Annotated in this window: 17 protein-coding genes and 1 pseudogene; 16 read left to right on the plus strand and 2 right to left on the minus strand. The window is 73.5% G+C overall.

Annotated elements, in window-relative coordinates:
• The first annotated feature begins 117 nt into the window (after positions 1 to 117).
• The 12 genes from hrcA to ACIGFK_RS22800 all read left to right on the plus strand — a co-directional run bounded on the left by hrcA (position 118) and on the right by ACIGFK_RS22800 (position 11,171).
• Positions 118 to 1,134, plus strand: coding sequence for a heat-inducible transcriptional repressor HrcA (gene hrcA / locus ACIGFK_RS22745; protein ID WP_376660970.1), 1,017 nt, complete (start codon positions 118 to 120; stop codon positions 1,132 to 1,134).
• Entirely contained in the window at positions 1,135 to 2,271 is a 1,137-nt protein-coding gene (dnaJ, locus tag ACIGFK_RS22750) for a molecular chaperone DnaJ (protein WP_376660969.1), read from the plus strand.
• Positions 2,272 to 2,451: 180 nt separating this feature from the next.
• Positions 2,452 to 3,543: a nitronate monooxygenase gene (locus ACIGFK_RS22755; protein WP_376660968.1), complete on the plus strand. Its 1,092-nt coding sequence runs from the start codon at positions 2,452 to 2,454 to the stop codon at positions 3,541 to 3,543.
• Positions 3,540 to 4,283 (plus strand): 16S rRNA (uracil(1498)-N(3))-methyltransferase, encoded by a 744-nt coding sequence (locus tag ACIGFK_RS22760; RefSeq protein WP_400053328.1) that lies wholly within the window; start codon positions 3,540 to 3,542, stop codon positions 4,281 to 4,283. The genes ACIGFK_RS22755 and ACIGFK_RS22760 overlap by 4 nt, the downstream gene beginning before the upstream one ends.
• Before the next feature lie 323 nt (positions 4,284 to 4,606).
• Positions 4,607 to 4,966 (plus strand): histidine triad nucleotide-binding protein, encoded by a 360-nt coding sequence (locus tag ACIGFK_RS22765; protein ID WP_386466774.1) that lies wholly within the window; start codon positions 4,607 to 4,609, stop codon positions 4,964 to 4,966.
• A 12-nt stretch (positions 4,967 to 4,978) separates the two neighbouring features.
• Positions 4,979 to 5,917, plus strand: a complete 939-nt coding sequence (locus tag ACIGFK_RS22770) for a ribonuclease Z (protein WP_376660965.1) — start codon at positions 4,979 to 4,981, stop codon at positions 5,915 to 5,917.
• A gap of 270 nt (positions 5,918 to 6,187) precedes the next feature.
• Positions 6,188 to 7,285, plus strand: coding sequence for a carbohydrate kinase family protein (locus tag ACIGFK_RS22775; RefSeq protein WP_376660964.1), 1,098 nt, complete (start codon positions 6,188 to 6,190; stop codon positions 7,283 to 7,285).
• 140 nt (positions 7,286 to 7,425) lie between these two features.
• Positions 7,426 to 8,463 (plus strand): PhoH family protein, encoded by a 1,038-nt coding sequence (locus ACIGFK_RS22780; protein WP_376660963.1) that lies wholly within the window; start codon positions 7,426 to 7,428, stop codon positions 8,461 to 8,463.
• Positions 8,464 to 8,476: 13 nt separating this feature from the next.
• The gene (ybeY, locus tag ACIGFK_RS22785) at positions 8,477 to 8,974 is read left to right on the plus strand and encodes an rRNA maturation RNase YbeY (RefSeq protein ID WP_400053331.1); all 498 of its coding nucleotides are present in this window, start codon (positions 8,477 to 8,479) and stop codon (positions 8,972 to 8,974) included.
• Positions 8,971 to 10,275 carry a hemolysin family protein gene (locus ACIGFK_RS22790; protein ID WP_376660961.1) on the plus strand — a complete coding sequence of 435 codons (1,305 nt, stop codon included), beginning with the start codon at positions 8,971 to 8,973 and terminating at the stop codon, positions 10,273 to 10,275. Before ybeY ends, ACIGFK_RS22790 begins: the two co-directional genes overlap by 4 nt.
• The gene (locus ACIGFK_RS22795; RefSeq protein ID WP_376660960.1) at positions 10,272 to 10,625 is read left to right on the plus strand and encodes an MmcQ/YjbR family DNA-binding protein; all 354 of its coding nucleotides are present in this window, start codon (positions 10,272 to 10,274) and stop codon (positions 10,623 to 10,625) included. The genes ACIGFK_RS22790 and ACIGFK_RS22795 overlap by 4 nt, the downstream gene beginning before the upstream one ends.
• Positions 10,626 to 10,817: 192 nt before the next feature.
• On the plus strand, positions 10,818 to 11,171 hold the full coding sequence (locus ACIGFK_RS22800; protein WP_376660959.1) for a cytidine deaminase: 354 nt from the start codon (positions 10,818 to 10,820) through the stop codon (positions 11,169 to 11,171).
• 454 nt (positions 11,172 to 11,625) lie between these two features.
• Here the strand turns inward: ACIGFK_RS22800 and ACIGFK_RS22805 are convergent, their stop codons facing one another.
• Complete coding sequence (locus ACIGFK_RS22805; RefSeq protein ID WP_376662345.1) at positions 11,626 to 12,900, minus strand: MFS transporter; 1,275 nt, start codon at positions 12,898 to 12,900, stop codon at positions 11,626 to 11,628.
• 71 nt (positions 12,901 to 12,971) lie between these two features.
• Between ACIGFK_RS22805 and ACIGFK_RS22810 the strand changes: the two genes are divergently transcribed.
• From ACIGFK_RS22810 to era, 4 genes and pseudogenes are all read left to right on the plus strand, one after another.
• Positions 12,972 to 13,958, plus strand: a complete 987-nt coding sequence (locus tag ACIGFK_RS22810; protein ID WP_376662344.1) for a GlxA family transcriptional regulator — start codon at positions 12,972 to 12,974, stop codon at positions 13,956 to 13,958.
• 151 nt (positions 13,959 to 14,109) lie between these two features.
• Positions 14,110 to 15,420, plus strand: coding sequence for a beta-xylosidase (locus ACIGFK_RS22815; protein WP_400053334.1), 1,311 nt, complete (start codon positions 14,110 to 14,112; stop codon positions 15,418 to 15,420).
• 203 nt (positions 15,421 to 15,623) lie between these two features.
• A pseudogene (locus ACIGFK_RS22820) lies at positions 15,624 to 15,935 on the plus strand (WxL protein peptidoglycan domain-containing protein); the annotation flags it as partial.
• 492 nt (positions 15,936 to 16,427) lie between these two features.
• On the plus strand, positions 16,428 to 17,378 hold the full coding sequence (gene era / locus ACIGFK_RS22825) for a GTPase Era (RefSeq protein WP_376660479.1): 951 nt from the start codon (positions 16,428 to 16,430) through the stop codon (positions 17,376 to 17,378).
• A 37-nt stretch (positions 17,379 to 17,415) separates the two neighbouring features.
• Here era and ACIGFK_RS22830 read toward each other — a convergent pair whose 3' ends face one another.
• Positions 17,416 to 18,072, minus strand: a complete 657-nt coding sequence (locus ACIGFK_RS22830) for an SAM-dependent methyltransferase (protein ID WP_400053335.1) — start codon at positions 18,070 to 18,072, stop codon at positions 17,416 to 17,418.
• Between the last annotated feature and the right edge of the window lie 65 nt (positions 18,073 to 18,137).

Here is an 18,137-nt window from a genome sequence, read left to right on the forward strand (position 1 = left end):
CGGGCCTCCCTTGCCAGGGTCTTACTACCCGGCCGTACACTGAGCGGGGGATCTCTGGCACTCGAACGCCCAGAGTGCCAACGACAGGGCAACGGACCACAGCTGGAGGTGTGCGCGATGCTCAGCGAACGCAGACTCGAAGTGCTGCGCGCCATCGTCCAGGACTACGTCGGGACGGAGGAGCCGGTCGGCTCCAAGGCGCTCACCGAGCGGCACCGGCTCGGGGTCTCGCCTGCCACCGTGCGCAACGACATGGCCGTGCTGGAGGAAGAGGGCTACATCGCCCAGCCCCACACCAGCGCCGGCCGGATCCCCACCGACAAGGGCTACCGCCTCTTCGTCGACAAGCTGGCGGGGGTCAAACCGCTGTCGACCCCCGAGCGGCGGGCCATCCAGAACTTCCTCGACGGCGCCGTCGACCTCGACGACGTGGTCGGCCGCACGGTGCGGCTGCTCGCGCAGCTCACCCGCCAGGTCGCCGTCGTGCAGTACCCGAGCCTGACCCGGTCGACCGTCCGGCACGTGGAGCTGCTCTCGCTCGCCCCCGCGCGCCTGATGCTCGTACTGATCACGGACACCGGGCGCGTCGAACAGCGGCTGATCGACTGCCAGACCCCCTTCGGCGAGGCCTCCCTCTCCGATCTGCGGGCCCGGCTCAACAGCCGCGTCGTCGGCCGTCGGTTCACCGACGTGCCCCCGCTCGTCCAGGACCTCCCCGAGTCCTTCGAGGCCGATGACCGCGCCACGGTGTCCACCGTGCTCGCGACACTCCTCGAAACCCTGGTCGAGGAAGCCGAGGAACGGCTGATGATCGGCGGCACCGCCAATCTCACCCGCTTCGGACACGATTTTCCCCTGACGATCAGGCCGGTGCTCGAGGCGCTTGAGGAGCAGGTCGTGCTCCTCAAGCTGCTCGGCGAGGCCAACGAGTCGGGGATGGCCGTAAGGATCGGGCATGAGAATGCCTACGAGGGACTGAACTCCACGTCCGTCGTCTCGGTCGGTTACGGTTCGGGCGGCGAAACGGTCGCCAAGCTCGGCGTGGTCGGACCGACCCGCATGGATTACCCCGGAACGATGGGAGCGGTACGCGCAGTGGCACGTTACGTCGGACAGATCCTGGCGGAGTCGTAAGTGGCCACGGACTACTACGCCACTCTCGGCGTACGCCGCGACGCATCCCAGGATGAGATCAAGAAGGCATTCCGGCGGCTCGCGCGCGAGCTGCACCCGGACGTGAACCCCGATCCCAAGACGCAGGAGCGTTTCAAGGAGATCAACGCGGCCTACGAGGTGCTGTCGGACCCGCAGAAGAAGCAGGTCTACGACCTCGGCGGCGACCCGCTGTCCTCCTCGGGCGGCGGCGGCGCGGGCGGCTTCGGGGCGGGCGGCTTCGGCAACTTCTCCGACATCATGGACGCCTTCTTCGGCCAGTCCTCGCAGCGCGGCCCGCGCTCGCGGACCCGCCGCGGCCAGGACGCGATGATCCGCCTGGACCTGGAGCTGGACGAGGCCGCCTTCGGGACGACCAAGGACATCCAGGTCGACACGGCCGTCGTCTGCACCACCTGCTCCGGCGAGGGCGCCGCCCCCGGCACCTCGGCGCAGACGTGTGACATGTGCCGCGGCCGCGGTGAGGTCTCGCAGGTCACCCGGTCCTTCCTGGGCCAGGTCATGACCTCGCGCCCCTGCCCGCAGTGCCAGGGCTTCGGCACCGTCGTCCCGACCCCGTGCCACGAGTGCGCGGGCGACGGCCGGGTACGCTCCCGCCGCAGCCTCACGGTCAAGATCCCGGCCGGTGTCGAGAACGGCACCCGGATCCAGCTCGCGGGTGAGGGCGAGGTCGGCCCCGGCGGCGGCCCCGCCGGCGACCTGTACGTGGAGATCCACGAGCTGTCGCACCCGACGTTCCAGCGGCGCGGGGACGACCTGCACTGCACGGTGACCATCCCCATGACGGCGGCGGCCCTGGGCACCAAGTGCCCGCTGGAGACCCTCGACGGCCTGGAGGAGATCGACATCCGGCCCGGTACCCAGTCCGGCCAGGCGATCCCGCTGCACGGGCGCGGCGTCACGCACCTGCGCGGCGGCGGGCGCGGCGACCTGATCGTCCACGTCGAGGTCACCACCCCGGGCAAGCTGGACGCCCAGCAGGAGGAGCTGCTGCGCCAGCTGGCGAAGCTGCGCGGCGAGGAGCGGCCGACGGGCCAGTTCGCGCCGGGCCAGCAGGGTCTGTTCAGCCGCCTGAAGGACGCCTTCAACGGCCGCTGACCGGCCCGTACGCACGCACAGGAGCCCGGCCCGGGGAGTGTCCCCGGACCGGGCTCCGTGCGGTGGGGGAGGGGGCCGCCAGGGCCGTCGCGGACCGGATCCGGCCACGCCGGGAAGCGGACTATGCCAGGCGAATGCGGTGATTCGGCCGACCGGGCGGGACGTGGCACGATGCAGTCCATGTCCTCGGCACCGAGCGGTCTCTCCCCTCACCCGATCGTGCAGGCGCCCATGGCCGGCGGCGGCTCCTGCCCCGCACTCGTCGGAGCCGTGTGCGAAGCGGGCGGACTGGGCTACCTGGCCGGCGGCTACAAGACCGCCGACGGCATGTACCACGAGATCAAACAGGTGCGGGCGCTGACCCGGCGCCCCTTCGGCGTCAACCTCTTCATGCCGCAGACCGGTTACGTGGACCCGGCCGCCGTCGAGGCGTACCGCGGACAGCTCGCCGGGGAGGCGAGCTGGTACGCGATCTCCCTCGCCGAGGAGGAGATCATCGGCACCAGCGACGACGGCTACGACGCCAAACTCGCCATCCTCCTCGAGGACCCGGTCCCGGTCGTCTCCTTCACCTTCGGCTGCCCCGCGCCCGAGGCCCTCGCAGCCCTGCGCAAGGCGGGCACGTACACCGTCGTCACCGTGACCTCCGCCGAGGAGGCCCGCAGCGCACAGGACGCCGGCGCCGACGCGGTCTGCGTCCAGGGCGTCGAGGCCGGCGGCCACCAGGGCACGCACCGCGACGACCCCCAGGCCGACGGCACGGCCGCCCTGGGGCTGCTCGCGCTGGTCGCCCAGGTACGGGAAGCGGTCGCGCTGCCCATCACTGCGGCGGGCGGCCTGATGCGCGGCTCGCAGATCGCGGCCCTGCTGGCGGCGGGTGCGGTCGCGGCCATGCTCGGCACGGCCTTCCTGGTGTGCCCCGAGTCGGGGGCGGACCCGCTGCACAAGCGGGCGCTGACCGACCCGCTCTTCGTACGGACCGAGCTGACCCGGGCCTTCTCCGGGCGGCCTGCCCGGGGCCTGGTGAACCGCTTCATGCGGGAGCACGGGCCCTACGCCCCCGCCGCGTACCCGCAGGTGCACCATCTGACCTCGGGGCTGCGCAAGGCCGCCGCGGCGGCCGGGGACCCGCAGGGCATGGCGCTGTGGGCGGGCCAGGGACACCGGCTGGCGCGGGCGCTGCCCGCCGGGCAGCTGGTGGAGGTGCTGGCGGCCGAACTGGCCGAGGCGCAGCGAGTGTTGAAGGACATGCAGATGAGGAGTGCGTCATGACCGCCCCCGTGTTCGTGGTCGAGGAGGTCCCCGCGGGGCCGGAGTTCGTCCTGGACGGCCCGGAGGGCCGGCACGCGGTCTCCGTGAAGCGGCTGAACCCGGGCGAGGCGGTGGTCCTCGCGGACGGCCGCGGGCGCTGGGCCGAGGCCGTGGTGAAGGCGGCGGAGGGCAAGGACCGGCTCGTCGTCTCGGTGTCCGGGGTCTTCGAGGAGGCCGAACCGGCCGTCCGGATCACCGTCGTGCAGGCCCTGCCCAAGGGGGACCGGGGCGAGGTGGCGGTGGAGACCATGACCGAGACCGGCGTGGACGCGATCGTGCCGTGGCAGGCCTCGCGGTGCATCACCCAGTGGCGCGGCGACCGGGGGGCCAAGTCCCTGGCCAAGTGGCGGGCCACGGCCCGGGAGGCGGGCAAGCAGTCCCGCCGGGTCCGGTTCCCGGAGGTGGCCGAGGCCATGTCCACCAAGCAGGTGGCGCAGCTGCTGGCCGACGCCGACCTGGCGATGGTCCTGCACGAGGACCGGGACACCCCCTCCGGGGCGCTGGCCACGGTGGAGCTCCCGGCGGCCGGTTCCGTCATGCTGGTGGTCGGCCCCGAGGGCGGGGTCTCCCCGGAGGAGCTCGCCGTCTTCGCGGGGGCGGGGGCGCAGCCGTACCGGCTGGGGCGCTCGGTGCTACGGACCTCCACGGCGGGGACCGCGGCGACGGCGGTGCTGCTGGCGCGCACGGGACGCTGGGGCTGACACCGTCCGGGGGCCGGGGGCCGGGGGCCGGGGGCCGGAGGCGGCCCGGGGGCTGAGGCAGCCCGGGGTCTGGGGCGGCCCGGGGGCTGAGGCAGCCGGAGGGCTGGGGCGGCCCGGGTCGGCGGTGCACGGGCTTCGGCGGGCCGGGCCCGGGCCCGGCGGTACGCGCGCCCTGGCGGGCCGTGGTGCCGACGGGGCGGTGGTCCTGGTGGGGCCGCGCCGCCCCCGGCCGCGGAGATGCCCTTCGGGCGGTCGTTCCGGACGGGGCGGCGCCGGTGGCCGATACGATGCGCGGACTGATCAACACCACGGGAGGCTCAGCAATGGCCGGGGAACCGCAGGCCGACTGCCTGTTCTGCAAGATCGTCACGGGGTCCATCCCCGCGACGGTGGTCCGGGAGACCGAGACCATCGTCGCCTTCCGGGACATCAACCCGCAGGCGCCCACGCACGTGCTCGTCATCCCGAAGGTGCACTACCCCGACGCGGCCTCCCTCGCCGCCGCCGAGCCGACGGTCATCGCCGACATACTGCGTGAGGCCGGGAACATCGCCGCCGAAGAGAAGATCGACGACCACGGCTACCGGGTCGTGTTCAACACCGGCGCCGGCGCCGGCCAGACCGTCTTCCACGCACACCTGCACGTCCTCGGGGGCCGCGGCCTCCAGTGGCCGCCCGGCTGACCGGGATCGCAGATGTCCGTAAGAGAGTTCGTGGTGCTGGGCACCGCCAGCCAGGTGCCCACCCGCCACCGCAACCACAACGGCTACCTCCTGCGCTGGGACGGCGAGGGCATCCTCTTCGACCCGGGCGAGGGCACGCAGCGGCAGATGCTGCGCGCCGGCGTCGCCGCGCACGACATCAACCGGATCTGCGTCACCCACTTCCACGGTGACCACAGCCTCGGGCTCGCCGGGGTGATCCAGCGGATCAACCTCGACCGGGTGCCGCACCCGGTCAGCGCGCACTACCCGGCATCGGGGCAGAAGTTCTTCGACCGGCTGCGGTACGCGACGGCGTACCGGGAGACCGTGCTGCTGGAGGAGTCCCCGGTGGTGGGCGACGGGATGCTTCCCGTGGCCGAAGGGCCGTCGTACGCCCTGGAGGCGCACAGGCTCTCGCACCCGGTGGAGTCCTTCGGCTACCGGGTCACCGAGCCGGACGGCCGGCGCATGGTCCCCGAGCTGCTCGCGCGGCACGGGGTCGAGGGGCCGGACGTGGGCCGGATCCAGCGCGAGGGGCGGCTCGGCGAGGTGTCGCTGGACGACGTCAGCGAGCACCGGGCGGGGCAGCGGTTCGCCTTCGTGATGGACACCCGGCTGTGCGAGGGGGTGGAGGCGCTCGCGGAAGGCTGCGACATGCTGGTCATCGAGTCGACCTTCCTCGAAGCGGAATCCGCGCTGGCCACCGAGCACGGCCACCTCACGGCCGGTCAGGCGGCACAGGTGGCGCGGGCGGCGGGCGTACGCCACCTGGTGCTGACCCACTTCTCGCAGCGCTACACCGACCCGGAGGCGTTCGAACGCGAGGCCCGGGAGGCCGGTTTCGAGGGCGAGCTGACGGTGGCCGCGGACCTGGTGCGCGTGCCGCTCCCGAAGCGGGGCCCTTCCCCTGCGGGGGGCTCGGCGGGGTGAGGGCGGTGTTCCCGGCGGGGCTGCTTGAGGCTGCTGCCGGGGCGGGGCGCCGTCCGGGGCCCCGTCCCCGTCCCGGGCGGGCAGAGTCCGGCCTCCCCGGCGTTTGACGCGCGAGGTCCGGGGCGGAGCCCTCGGGAACGGTGGAAGGGCGGGGTGGGGAACGGCTCCGCACGGCGGTGGACCACCGTGGTACGGCACCTTGGCGTGGTGATCTGAGCCACACTGTTTCCACCGCAGGAACGAACCTTCCAGAACTCCGGGGAGCACACCGTGACGAGTCGGGACAGCTTCGACAGCCCCACAGCCGCCGTGGACCCGCTCGGTCCGGTGCGGGACCCGGAGGAACCGGGCTGCGACGTCTTCCTCACGGGCACGGTCTTCCTGGACATCATCTTCACCGGCCTCGACTCCGCGCCCGTGCGCGGTACGGAGTCCTGGGCGCGCGGCATGGGCTCGAGCCCCGGCGGCGTCGCCAACATGGCCACCGCCCTGGCCCGGCTCGGCCTGCGCACCTCGCTGGCCGCGGCCTTCGGGGACGACCACTACGGCGAGTACTGCTGGGACGCGCTCGAACAGGGCGAGGGCATCGACCTCTCCATGTCCCGCACGGTGCCCGGCTGGCACAGCCCCGTCACGGTCTCCATGGCGTACGAGGGCGAGCGCACGATGGTCTCCCACGGCCACGAGGCACCGCCCCCGGCGGGCCCGGGCCCGTTCCCGCAGTGCCCGCCGAGAGCCCGGGCGGCCGTGGCCTCGCTGGGCCCCGGCCGCGGCGAGGAGTGGATCGGGGAGGCCGCCCGGCGCGGCTCGCGGGTCTTCGCGGACACGGGGTGGGACGAGAGCGGGCGCTGGGACCTGGGCGGCCTGGCCGACCTGGAGCACTGCGAGGCGTTCCTGCCGAACGCGGGCGAGGCGATGCGCTACACCCGGACCGACTGTCCGCGCGCGGCGGCCCGGGCGCTGGCCGAGAAGGTGCCGATCGCGGTGGTGACGATGGGTGCGGAGGGCTCGTACGCGGTGGACGGGCGCACCGGGGAGACGGCCGAGGTCCGCGGGATCGCGGTCGAGGAGCTGGATCCCACCGGCGCGGGCGACGTGTACGTGGCGGGCTTCGTCACCGGCACCCTGGCGGGCTGGCCGCTGGCGGACCGGCTCGCCTTCGCCGGGCTCACGGCCGCACTGTCGGTGCAGGAGTTCGGCGGCTCCCTGTCGGCCCCCGGCTGGCCGGAAGTGGCCCACTGGTGGCGGACCGCCCCCGAGGGGCTGCGCGGCCGGTACGCCTTCCTCGACGAGCTCGTCCCCCGGCGGTCCACCCCGGCCGAGCGCCGCAGGGCGGTGCCGACGATCGGCTTCCGGCACTCCGCGTAGCCGTCCGCCCACCCGGCCCCTGCAGGCGGGGCGAAAACCTCTCGGGGAAGACCGCGCGGCGTCGTACGCTTGGTATTCCGGAGGTCGTCGAACAGCGCGGCCCTTCAGCGGGAGGTATGTGCAGGCCACAGTGCCGGCCCATGACTCAGACATCGACAGCCCACATCCCGGCGCCGGGGCAGGCGCGAGCCCACTTCACCGTTCCGGCCACCCACCCGATGGTGACCGTGCTCGGCTCGGGTGACGCCCTGTTGCGCGTGATCGAGAAGGCCTTCCCGAAGGCCGACATCCATGTTCGGGGCAACCAGGTCAGCGCGATCGGTGCGGCGGCGGAAGTCGCACTGATCCAGCGCCTGTTCGACGAGATGATGCTGGTGCTCCGCACCGGGCAGCCGATGACGGAGGACGCAGTGGAACGCTCGATCGCCATGCTCAAGTCGAGCGAGAACGGCAACGGCCCGGACGAGACGCCCGCCGAGGTGCTCACCCAGAACATCCTCTCCAGCCGCGGCCGCACCATCCGCCCCAAGACGCTCAACCAGAAGCGGTACGTCGACGCGATCGACAAGAACACGATCGTCTTCGGCATCGGCCCCGCCGGTACCGGCAAGACCTACCTCGCCATGGCCAAGGCGGTGCAGGCCCTGCAGTCCAAGCAGGTCAGCCGCATCATCCTGACCCGGCCGGCCGTCGAGGCGGGGGAGCGGCTCGGCTTCCTGCCGGGCACCCTCTTCGACAAGATCGACCCGTACCTGCGCCCGCTCTACGACGCGCTGCACGACATGATGGACCCCGACTCGATCCCGCGGCTCATGGCGGCGGGCACGATCGAGGTCGCACCGCTCGCCTACATGCGAGGGCGCACGCTCAACGACGCCTTCGTGGTCCTCGACGAGGCGCAGAACACGACCACCGAGCAGATGAAGATGTTCCTGACCCGGCTCGGCTTCGACTCGAAGATCGTGATCACCGGTGACATCACCCAGATCGACCTCCCGGGCGGGGCCAGGAGCGGTCTGCGCCAGGTCCAGGAGATCCTCGACGGGGTGCCGGACATCCACTTCTCCCGGCTCACGTCGGAGGATGTCGTCCGGCACAAGCTGGTCGGCCGTATCGTCGACGCGTACGAGAAGTACGACGACGGCCAGCAGGCCGCGAACGGCCACCAGCGGAAGTAGACCCCAGCGCACCATGTCGATCGACGTCAACAACGAGTCCGGAACCGAGGTCGACGAGCAGGCGATCCTCGACATCGCCCGCTACGCGCTCACCCGGATGCGGATCCACCCGCTCTCCGAGCTGTCCGTCATCGTCATCGACGAGGACGCGATGGAGCAGCTCCACATCCAGTGGATGGACCTGCCCGGACCCACCGACGTCATGTCCTTCCCGATGGACGAGCTCCGTCCGCCGACGAAGGACGACGAGGAGCCCCCGCAGGGGCTCCTCGGTGACATCGTGCTCTGCCCCGAGGTCGCGAAGAAGCAGGGCGAGGAAGCCCCGACGCAGCACTCCATGGACGAGGAGCTCCAGCTCCTGACCGTCCACGGGGTGCTGCACCTGCTCGGTTACGACCACGAGGAGCCGGACGAGAAGGCCGAGATGTTCGGCCTCCAGGCGGCGATCGTCGACGGCTGGCGCACCGAGCGCGGCATCACCGGTCCGTCGCCGGCCCCGACCGTCTCGTGAACGCCCCCCAGCTGATCACCGGAGCGGTGCTGCTGGTCGTGGTCGCCTGGTTCGCGGCGTGCGCGGAGTCCGGGATCGCTCGGATCTCCAGCTTCCGCGCAGAGCAGGCCGTACGGGAGGGACGGCGCGGCAGCGCGAAGCTCGCCCAGGTCGCCGGGGACCCCACCCGCTACCTGAACGTGGCGCTGCTGGTCCGCGTCACCTGCGAGATGGCGGCCGGGGTGCTGGTCACCTACGTCTGCCTCGACGCCTTCGGCGACACCTGGACGGCGCTGCTCGTGGCCATCGCCGTGATGGTGCTGGTCTCCTTCGTGGCCGTGGGCGTCTCCCCGCGCACGATCGGCCGCCAGCACCCCCTGAACACCGCGACGGCCGCCGCGTACGTCCTCGTACCGCTCGCCCGGATCATGGGGCCGATCCCGCAGCTGCTGATCCTCATCGGCAACGCGCTCACGCCCGGGAAGGGCTTCCGCAAGGGGCCGTTCGCCTCCGAGGCCGAGCTGCGCGCCATGGTGGACCTGGCGGAGAAGGAATCGCTGATCGAGGACGACGAGCGGCGGATGGTGCACCAGGTCTTCGAGCTCGGCGACACGCTCGTGCGCGAGGTGATGGTGCCGCGCACCGACCTGATCTGCATCGAGCGGTACAAGACGGTCCGTCAGGCGACCACGCTCGCCCTGCGGTCCGGTTTCTCGCGCATCCCGGTGACCGGGGAGAACGAGGACGACATCGTCGGGATCGTCTACCTGAAGGACCTGGTCCGCAAGACCCACATCAGCCGGGACGCCGAGGCCGACCTGGTCTCGACGGCGATGCGGCCCGCCGTCTTCGTGCCCGACACCAAGAACGCGGGCGACCTGCTGCGGGAGATGCAGCAGGTGCGCAACCACGTGGCGGTGGTCATCGACGAGTACGGCGGCACGGCCGGCATCGTCACCATCGAGGACATCCTGGAGGAGATCGTCGGCGAGATCACCGACGAGTACGACCGGGAGCTGCCGCCCGTCGAGGAGCTCGGCGAGAACCGCTACCGGGTCACGGCCCGGCTCGACATCACCGACCTGGGCGAGCTGTTCAAGGTCGAGGCCTTCGACGACGAGGACGTGGAGACGGTCGGCGGCCTGCTGGCCAAGGCGCTGGGCCGGGTGCCGATCGCGGGTGCCTCGGCGACGGTGGAACTGCCCGACGGGCGGCCGCTGCGGCTGACGGCCGAATCCCCTGCGGGGCGGCGGAACAAGATCGTGACGGTGCTCGTCGAGCCGGTGGTCCCGGCGGCGGGCGAGGGCGAGGAGGGCGAATGACCCCGGAGCAGCTGCGCGCGTTCTGTCTGGGCTTCAACGCGGCGGTGGAGGAGTTCCCCTTCACGCCGGAGACCTCGGTGTTCAAGGTGCTGGGGAAGATGTTCGCGCTGTCGGCGCTGGACGCCGAGCCGCTGAAGGTCAACCTCAAGTGCGAGCCGGAGCTGGCGGTGCGGCTGCGGGAGGAGCACGAGGCGATCGCGCCGGGCTACCACATGAACAAGCGGCACTGGAACACCGTCACGGTGGGCGGGCTGCCGGACGAGATGGTCCGGGAGCTGGTGGAGGACTCGTACGACCTGGTGGTCGCGGGCCTCCCGAGGGCGGAGCGGCTGCGGCTCGACCGGCCGTGACCCCCGGGGGCGTCCCACGTACTGGAATCCCAGCGGGCCGAAGGTCATACGGGTAAGGGACCTTTGGAACGCAGGAAGCTCATACCTTCCGCTTAGGTTTGTGGTGCCCCAGGGGGAACGGGGCATGGAGGGGAGGGTGCCCCGGCGGGGTCGTTGCACGGCCCGGCCGGGGCGCTCCATATGCTTTCGCCCATGACCGACAGCACCGGGATCGACCCCGAGGACACCAAGATCATCACGCTCGCGCGCAGTGCCCGGGCCCGCAACGGAGTGCCCGAGGGTGCGGCCGTGCGCGACGAGACCGGCCGCACCTACGTCGCCGGGACGGTGGAGCTCGACTCCCTCAAGCTGAGCGCGCTGCAGACCGCGGTCGCCATGGCCGTGGCGAGCGGGGCGCAGTCCCTGGAGGCCGCGGCCGTCGTCTCCGCCGCGGATGCCCCGGCCGAGGCCGACCGTGCGGCCGTACGCGACCTCGGTGGCCCGGACACGCCGGTGCTGCTGGCCGGGCCGGACGGCACCCTGAAGTCCACGACCCCGGCCGGCTAGCCCTCCCCCGTCGCCGGGGCTTCCCGCAGCCCGGACCGCCCCCGCCGGGGTGGGGTGTGCGGTGGGGCGCCCCCGCAGGGCGTCGAACGCAACCACGCCGTACGTGTCCGACCCCGTGGAAACGTTCGACGGCCGAGGAGGTGCCCCGCCGCGCGCCCGGGCCCGGTGGCCCGTTGCGTGCGGGCCGCCCCGGGGTGCCGCTGCGCGGAGCCGCTCCCCGCCCCGCCCTTCCACCGTTCCCCGGGCTCCACCCGGACCCCGCGCCTCAAACGCCGGCGGGGCTTGAGGACCCGGGGCTCCGCCCGGACCCGGCGGGGGATCCGCCCCCGGGCCCCCGGTCCTCAAACGCCGGACGGGCTGGAATCCGCGTATGAGGCGCGGGCGCGGAGCGCCGTCGGGGTGACGGGAAGGGGGCAGCGGCGGCCCCCCGGGAGTTCGGCCGCCCGCCGGGAGGCTACCGGCGGCGGATCACCATCGACATCAGCGCCGCCATCGCGCACAGCGCGCCCGACGCGTACCAGACCAGGTCGTACGAGCCGGAGGCGTCCCGCGCCAGGCCGCCGAGGAAGGCCACCAGGGCCGCGCCGACCTGGTGGGAGGCCAGCACCCAGCCGAAGACGATCGCGCTGTCCTCCCCGTACTGCTCCCGGCACAGGGCGATGGTCGGAGGGACCGTCGCCACCCAGTCCAGGCCGTAGAAGACGATGAAGAACACCAGCGGCGGCTGCACCGACGGCGCCAGCAGCATCGGCAGGAAGAGCAGCGAGATGCCGCGCAGGGCGTAGTACACGGCCAGCAGGCGCCGGGCGTCGAAGCGGTCCGTGAACCAGCCGGACGCGATCGTGCCGACCACGTCGAACACGCCCACCACCGCGAGGAGTCCCGCGGCCGCCGTCACCGGCATGCCGTGGTCGTGGGCCGCCGGCACGAAGTGGATCCGCACCAGCCCGTTGGTCGAGGCGCCGCAGATCGCGAAGGTGCCCGCCAGCAGCCAGAAGGGCCCCGTCCGGGCCGCCTTGAACAGGACCGTCACGGCCCGCCGCGCCGCGCCCGGGACCGGAGCCGGCTTGGCCGTGTACGTGCCCCCGTACGGGGCGAGGCCCACGTCCGCCGGGTGGTCGCGCAGCAGCAGCCATACGAAGGGGACCACGGCCAGGGCAGCCAGTGACACCGTGACCGCCGCCGGGCGCCAGCCGTGGTGCTCCACCAGCCAGGACAGCAGCGGCAGGAAGATCAGCTGCCCGGAGGCGCCCGCGGCGGTCAGGATGCCGGTGACCAGCCCGCGCCGGGCGGTGAACCAGCGGTTGGTCACCGTCGCTGCGAACGCGAGGGCCATCGAGCCGCTGCCCAGGCCCACCAGTACGCCCCACAGCAGCACCAGCTGCCAGGCGGCGGTCATCCACACGGTGGCCACGGAGCCGCCGGCTATGACGGTCAGGGCCACCGCGACGACCTTGCGGATGCCGAAGCGGTCCATCAGGGCGGCGGCGAAGGGGGCGGTGAGCCCGTAGAGCGCGAGGTTCACGGAGACCGCGAAGCCGATCGTGCCGCGCGACCAGTCGAACTCCTCGTGCAGCGGCTCGATGAGCAGACCGGGGAGGGAGGCGAAGGCGGCGGCGCCGATGATCGTCACGAAGGCGACGGCCGCGGCGAACCAGGCGCGGTGGATGCGGCCGGCCCGGCGGGGAGCCTGCGGGGCATCGGCGGAGGTGGGTGCTGTCTGCGTCACGCAGACAGCTTCCGGGCCGCGGTACGCTCCGCGACAGTGGCCCGACCGACATGGTTCGCTACGATCGGGCCATGAAGCCGCACCGTGTCGCCGTCCTCGCCCTCGCCGGCCTGCTGCCCTTCGAACTCGGCATCCCGCACCGGATCTTCGGCTACTCCAGGGATGCGGAGGGCCGGCCCCACTACGAGACCCTCACCTGCGGACTGCGCCCCGGAGCGGTGTCCACGAACGCCGACTTCGCGGTCCACGTCGAGCACGGCCCCGAACTGCTCGCCGCGGCCGACACCGTCGTCGTGCCCGCCTCGTACGAGCTGGGCCCCGTCCACGAGAAGGGCGTCCTGACGGACGAGCTGGCGGCGGCCCTCGCGCACATCCGGCCCGGCACCCGCCTGGTCTCCATCTGCACCGGCGGCTACGTGCTGGCGGCGGCCGGATACCTGGACGGCCACCGGGCCACCACCCACTGGGCGTACGCCGAGCACTTCCAGCAGCTCTTCCCGGCCGTACGGGTCGACGCGAACGTGCTCTACACCGACGACGGGGACGTGCTGACCTCCGCCGGCGTCGCCTCCGGGATCGACCTGTGCCTGCACATCGTGCGCCGCGACCACGGCGCGGCCGTCGCCAACGACGTGGCCCGGCGCACCGTCGTACCGCCGCACCGGGAGGGCGGACAGGCCCAGTTCATCGAGCGCCCGGTGCCGCAGCCGCAGTTCGCCAGCACCGCGGCGGCCCGGGCCTGGGTGATGGACCGGCTGCACGAGCCGGTCAGCCTCAGTGACCTGGCCCGGCAGGAAGCGGTGTCCGTACGGACCTTCACCCGCCGCTTCCGGGAGGAGGCGGGCGTCAGCCCCGGCGAATGGATCACCGCGCAGCGGGTGGAGCGGGCCCGGCAGCTGCTGGAACGGACCGATCTCCCGATCGAGCGGGTGGCCCGGGAGGCGGGCTTCGGGACGGCCCAGTCGCTGCGCAAGCACGTGCAGGCGGCCCTCGGCGTGAGCCCGACCGCCTACCGGCGCACCTTCCAGACCCAGAACCCCGAGACTGACATCTCCTGATGGGCCATCAGTTGATGCGGGGTCCGTGCATTGACTTCTCCTGCCCCCCGCTCGTGAATGGCCCCCTGCGGAGCGGAGGGGGCGGGCAGTGCGAACAGGGGCGCGCATCGGTGGAAACAAGAGGGGCCGAAGATGGTCGGCAGCCGTCGGCATGGCGGTGCTCGCCGCCACGGCCGGGGGCGCCCTGAGCGCGCCCGCCGCCGCAGAGGGGGACACCCCCGTGGGCCAGGTGGAGTTCCCCACCCACTGCCTGCCGCCCCAGGAAGCCGGACTCCCGCCCGCCGACGGGCCGACCACCGCCCGGATCACCGTCGACAACCCGGCCCCGCAGGTCGGCGACACCGTCACCGTGACCTACCAGGTGGCCCGCACCCCTGCCGTGAACCCCGTCGGCGCCGAACTCCCCGCGGACGCCCTGACCCCGGCCGGGCGGGTGCTGCTGTCCGGCGCCCAGAGCGGCGAGGTCACCGTGGTCGGCGCCCAGCGCAACGACCCCGTCCCGGCCGGGGCGGCCCTGCCCGCCGTCACCATGACGGGCACCTTCACCGTCACCGCCCCCGGGCAGACGTCCCTCGCCCCGGGCGGCTACACCCTGCACACCAGCCAGCCGCTGGGCCTGGACACCGTGTGCACCCCCGCCGCCGAGCCGTCCGCGGCACCGGTCTCGGCCCGCCTCACCGCGAGCGCCCTGCCCACGGCCAACCTGCGCAGCGTCTTCCTCGGCGCCCCCTCCGGGAAGCCGGGCGCCAAGGTCGCGGTCACCGCGGCCGGCTTCACCCCGGGCTCGGCCGTGACGCTCGCGGGGCGGGCGGGCGCCGCGGAGACCGCCGACCGGGTCACCGCCACCGCCGACGCGTGGGGCGTGGCGGTGGCGGAGCTGCCGGTCAAGGACAAGGCCACGACGGCGGTGGTCGCCTACGAGGGCGCGGCCTGGTCCGCGCGGCAGGGCTCGGGGCCGGCGGCGTACGCGGTCGTCGACGTCGTGCCGGCCGCGGCGGCCGCCGTGCCGACCGCCACCCAGCGGGTCACCGCCACCGTCGAGCCGGGCGGGCTGGCCATGACCCAGACCGGCGAGGACATCACCCTCGGGGCGGTCCCGTACGGCGACGGGGGCGCCGCGCCGGGCCGCATCGGCACCGTCACGGTCACGGACGCGCGGGGCGGGCCGGCCGGGTGGTCCCTGATCGGCAAGGTGACCGACTTCACGGGGCCGGGCGGGGTCCGCATCCCGGGTGCGTCGCTGTCCTGGACCCCGGTGTGCGCGGCGGCCCCGGGCAGCGCGACCGCCTGTACGGCGGGCAGTGCGGGGGTCGTCGGGCCGGAGGGGGCGGTGCTGGCGTCGACCCCCGACGCCGCGCCGGCCGGCGGCACCTTCACCGTCGACGCGGCGGTCACGCTCCAGGTGCCGCGGTACACCGCGCCGGGTGCGTACACGGCGGTCCTGACCCTGACCCTGTCGTGACGGCCGCACTGCCGCTGCGCGGGGCCTCCCCGTCCCGGGGCTCCGCTCCGGCCCCGGGAAGGCCCCGCGCAGCGGCGCCAAGGTCCGGCGGCGGGCGGCTCCGGCGGCGCTGCGGGGGCCTGGTGGCCGGCCTGGCCGTGGTGGTGGGGCTGGTGCTCGGCGCAGCCGGGGTGGCCGGGGCGGCCGACAACGGGCTGTGGTCCGTGCTGCCGGCCGCCAACGCCGTCGGGCAGCGGCCGTACTTCTACCTCTCGGCCGCCCCCGGCGCGGCCGTCACCGACACCGTCACCCTCACCAACCGCACCGACCGCCCCCGCACCTTCCGCCTCTACGCCGCCGACGCCTACAACACCGCCCGCGACGGCGGCTTCGCCCTCCGCGGGCCCGACGAGCCCCGCCGGGCCGCCGGCGCGTGGGCGCGGCTCGAGCGGGAGCGGGTCACCGTCCCGGCCCGCGGTGCGGTCAGCGTCCCGTTCACCGTCGCCGTGCCCGAGCGGGCCGAACCCGGGGACCACCCCGGCGCGATCGTCGCCCTGGAGGACCGGCCCGCCCCCGCCACCGCGCAGGGGATCGGCGTGCAGCAGGCCGTCGCCGCCCGGCTGTACCTGAGGGTGACCGGTCCGACCGCTCCCGCCCTCGCCGTCGAGCGGGTCCGCGTCGAGGGGAAGGGGGCCCGCGCCGAGGTCTCGTACACGCTCCACAACATCGGCAACGTCACGCTCCGGCCCCGCGCCGGCCTCACCGCCACCGGCGCCCTCGGCCGCAGACTCGCCGGCGGCGGCGAGCTCGGCGGGCTCCCCGAGGAGCTGCTGCCGGGTCAGGAAGTGCGGCTCAGCGCCCGCTGGGACGGCCCGCCCGCCGTGGAATGGGCCGAGGTGACGGTCCGGGCCCGGGCCGAAGGGGCCGAGGCCCGGGGCGGCGCGGACTTCGCCGCGTATCCGCCGCTCACGGCCGTCGTGGCCCTCGTCACCGTGGCCTGGTCGGCGCTGGGAGCCGCATCGGGGAGAATGGCCCGTATGAGCGATCGTTCCCCCGAGTCCACCGGCCCGCACCGTGCGGGCTTCGCCTGCTTCGTCGGCCGCCCCAACGCGGGGAAGTCGACCCTGACCAACGCACTCGTGGGCACCAAGGTCGCGATCACCTCCAACCGGCCGCAGACCACCCGCCACACCGTCCGCGGCATCGTGCACCGCCCCGACGCGCAGCTGGTCCTCGTCGACACCCCGGGCCTGCACAAGCCGCGCACGCTGCTCGGCGAGCGGCTGAACGACGTGGTGCGGACCACCTGGGCCGAGGTCGACGTCATCGGCTTCTGCCTGCCGGCCGACCAGAAGCTCGGCCCCGGCGACAAGTTCATCGCGAAGGAACTCGCGGCGATCAAGAAGACCCCCAAGATCGCCATCGTGACCAAGACGGACCTGGTGGAGTCCAAGGCGCTGGCCGAACAGCTCCTCGCCATCCACCAGCTCGGCGCGGAGCTGGGCATCGAGTGGGCCGAGATCGTGCCGGTCTCGGCCGTCGGCGACACCCAGGTCCAGCTGCTCGCCGACCTGATCGCGCCGCTGCTGCCGGAGAGCCCGCCGCTCTACCCGGAGGGCGACCTCACGGACGAGCCCGAGATGGTCATGGTGGCGGAGCTGATCCGCGAGGCCGCGCTGGAGGGCGTGCGCGACGAACTGCCGCACTCCATCGCCGTGGTCGTCGAGGAGATGATCCCGCGGGAGAACCGCCCGGCGGACCGCCCGCTGCTGGACATCCACGCGAACGTCTACATCGAGCGGCCGAGCCAGAAGGGCATCATCATCGGCCCGAAGGGCTCCCGGCTGAAGGAGGTCGGGATGAAGTCGCGCAAGCACATCGAGGCGCTGCTCGGGACCCCGGTCTTCCTCGACCTCCACGTGAAGGTCGCCAAGGACTGGCAGCGGGACCCCAAGCAGCTCCGCAAGCTCGGCTTCTAGCAGCCCGACGCGAGCCCGACGCGAGCCCGGCGCCTCCCTAGCGGAGGCGCCGGACCTTGAGCACGTTGTCGTAGCCGGGGCCCGGGCGGTCGGCCTCGGCGCCGGCCCGGGCGTGCTCCGCGCAGACCAGGACCTCCCAGTCGCCCTCCGGCAGTTCCAGGTCCGCCAGGACCTCCTGCGGGGTGGGGAAGTGCAGTTCGGGGTGCGGGTTCTCCGCCCCGTGCTCCGAGCCGCCGTGGCCGCCCACCAGCAGGACGCCGCCCGGGGCGACGGCCGCCGCGGCGGTGCGCAGGATCCGCTCGCGGGGCATCTCGCCCGGGCTGTGCAGGAAGCACGCGGAGACCAGGTCGAACTCGCCGGCGGGGAAGGACTCCCCGAGGTCGTGGTGCTCGAAGGCGATCCGGTCGCCGAGCCCCGCCTCGGCGGCGTGCTCGGCGGCGCGGCCGAGGGCGACCTTCGAGATGTCGGCGCCGGTGACCAGCCACCCCTGCCGGGCCAGCCACACGGCGTCCGCGCCCTCCCCGCAGCCGAGGTCCAGCGCCCGGCCCGGGGCAAGGTCCCCGGCCTCCCGGAGCAGGATCGCGTTCGGATTGCCGCTCCAGATGCGGGTGCTCTCGCTGTAGCGGCCGTCCCAGAACCCCGCGCCGCCGTCGGACTGCGCGGCGGGGGAGTGGGTGTGCTCGTGCTGGTGCATGGAGGCCTTCTTCCGGTTCGGGTCTGGGTCGTCCGGTCTGCGTCCCTCCGATGCTCCGCCCGGCG

Origin of the sequence: Streptomyces sp. NPDC085524, assembly GCF_044541755.1 — a bacterium.
Lineage (GTDB): Bacteria > Actinomycetota > Actinomycetes > Streptomycetales > Streptomycetaceae > Streptomyces.

Coding starts and splice junctions, on each gene's coding strand:
- ACIGFK_RS22770 (WP_376660965.1), top strand. CDS start 4,979: ATGTCCGTAAGAGAGTTCGTGGTGCTGGGCACCGCCAGCCAGGTGCCC.
- ybeY (WP_400053331.1), top strand. CDS start 8,477: ATGTCGATCGACGTCAACAACGAGTCCGGAACCGAGGTCGACGAGCAG.
- hrcA (WP_376660970.1), top strand. CDS start 118: ATGCTCAGCGAACGCAGACTCGAAGTGCTGCGCGCCATCGTCCAGGAC.
- ACIGFK_RS22830 (WP_400053335.1), bottom strand. CDS start 18,072: ATGCACCAGCACGAGCACACCCACTCCCCCGCCGCGCAGTCCGACGGC.
- ACIGFK_RS22795 (WP_376660960.1), top strand. CDS start 10,272: ATGACCCCGGAGCAGCTGCGCGCGTTCTGTCTGGGCTTCAACGCGGCG.
- ACIGFK_RS22755 (WP_376660968.1), top strand. CDS start 2,452: ATGTCCTCGGCACCGAGCGGTCTCTCCCCTCACCCGATCGTGCAGGCG.
- era (WP_376660479.1), top strand. CDS start 16,428: ATGGCCCGTATGAGCGATCGTTCCCCCGAGTCCACCGGCCCGCACCGT.
- ACIGFK_RS22780 (WP_376660963.1), top strand. CDS start 7,426: ATGACTCAGACATCGACAGCCCACATCCCGGCGCCGGGGCAGGCGCGA.
- ACIGFK_RS22810 (WP_376662344.1), top strand. CDS start 12,972: ATGAAGCCGCACCGTGTCGCCGTCCTCGCCCTCGCCGGCCTGCTGCCC.
- ACIGFK_RS22760 (WP_400053328.1), top strand. CDS start 3,540: ATGACCGCCCCCGTGTTCGTGGTCGAGGAGGTCCCCGCGGGGCCGGAG.
- ACIGFK_RS22815 (WP_400053334.1), top strand. CDS start 14,110: ATGGCGGTGCTCGCCGCCACGGCCGGGGGCGCCCTGAGCGCGCCCGCC.
- ACIGFK_RS22800 (WP_376660959.1), top strand. CDS start 10,818: ATGACCGACAGCACCGGGATCGACCCCGAGGACACCAAGATCATCACG.
- ACIGFK_RS22765 (WP_386466774.1), top strand. CDS start 4,607: ATGGCCGGGGAACCGCAGGCCGACTGCCTGTTCTGCAAGATCGTCACG.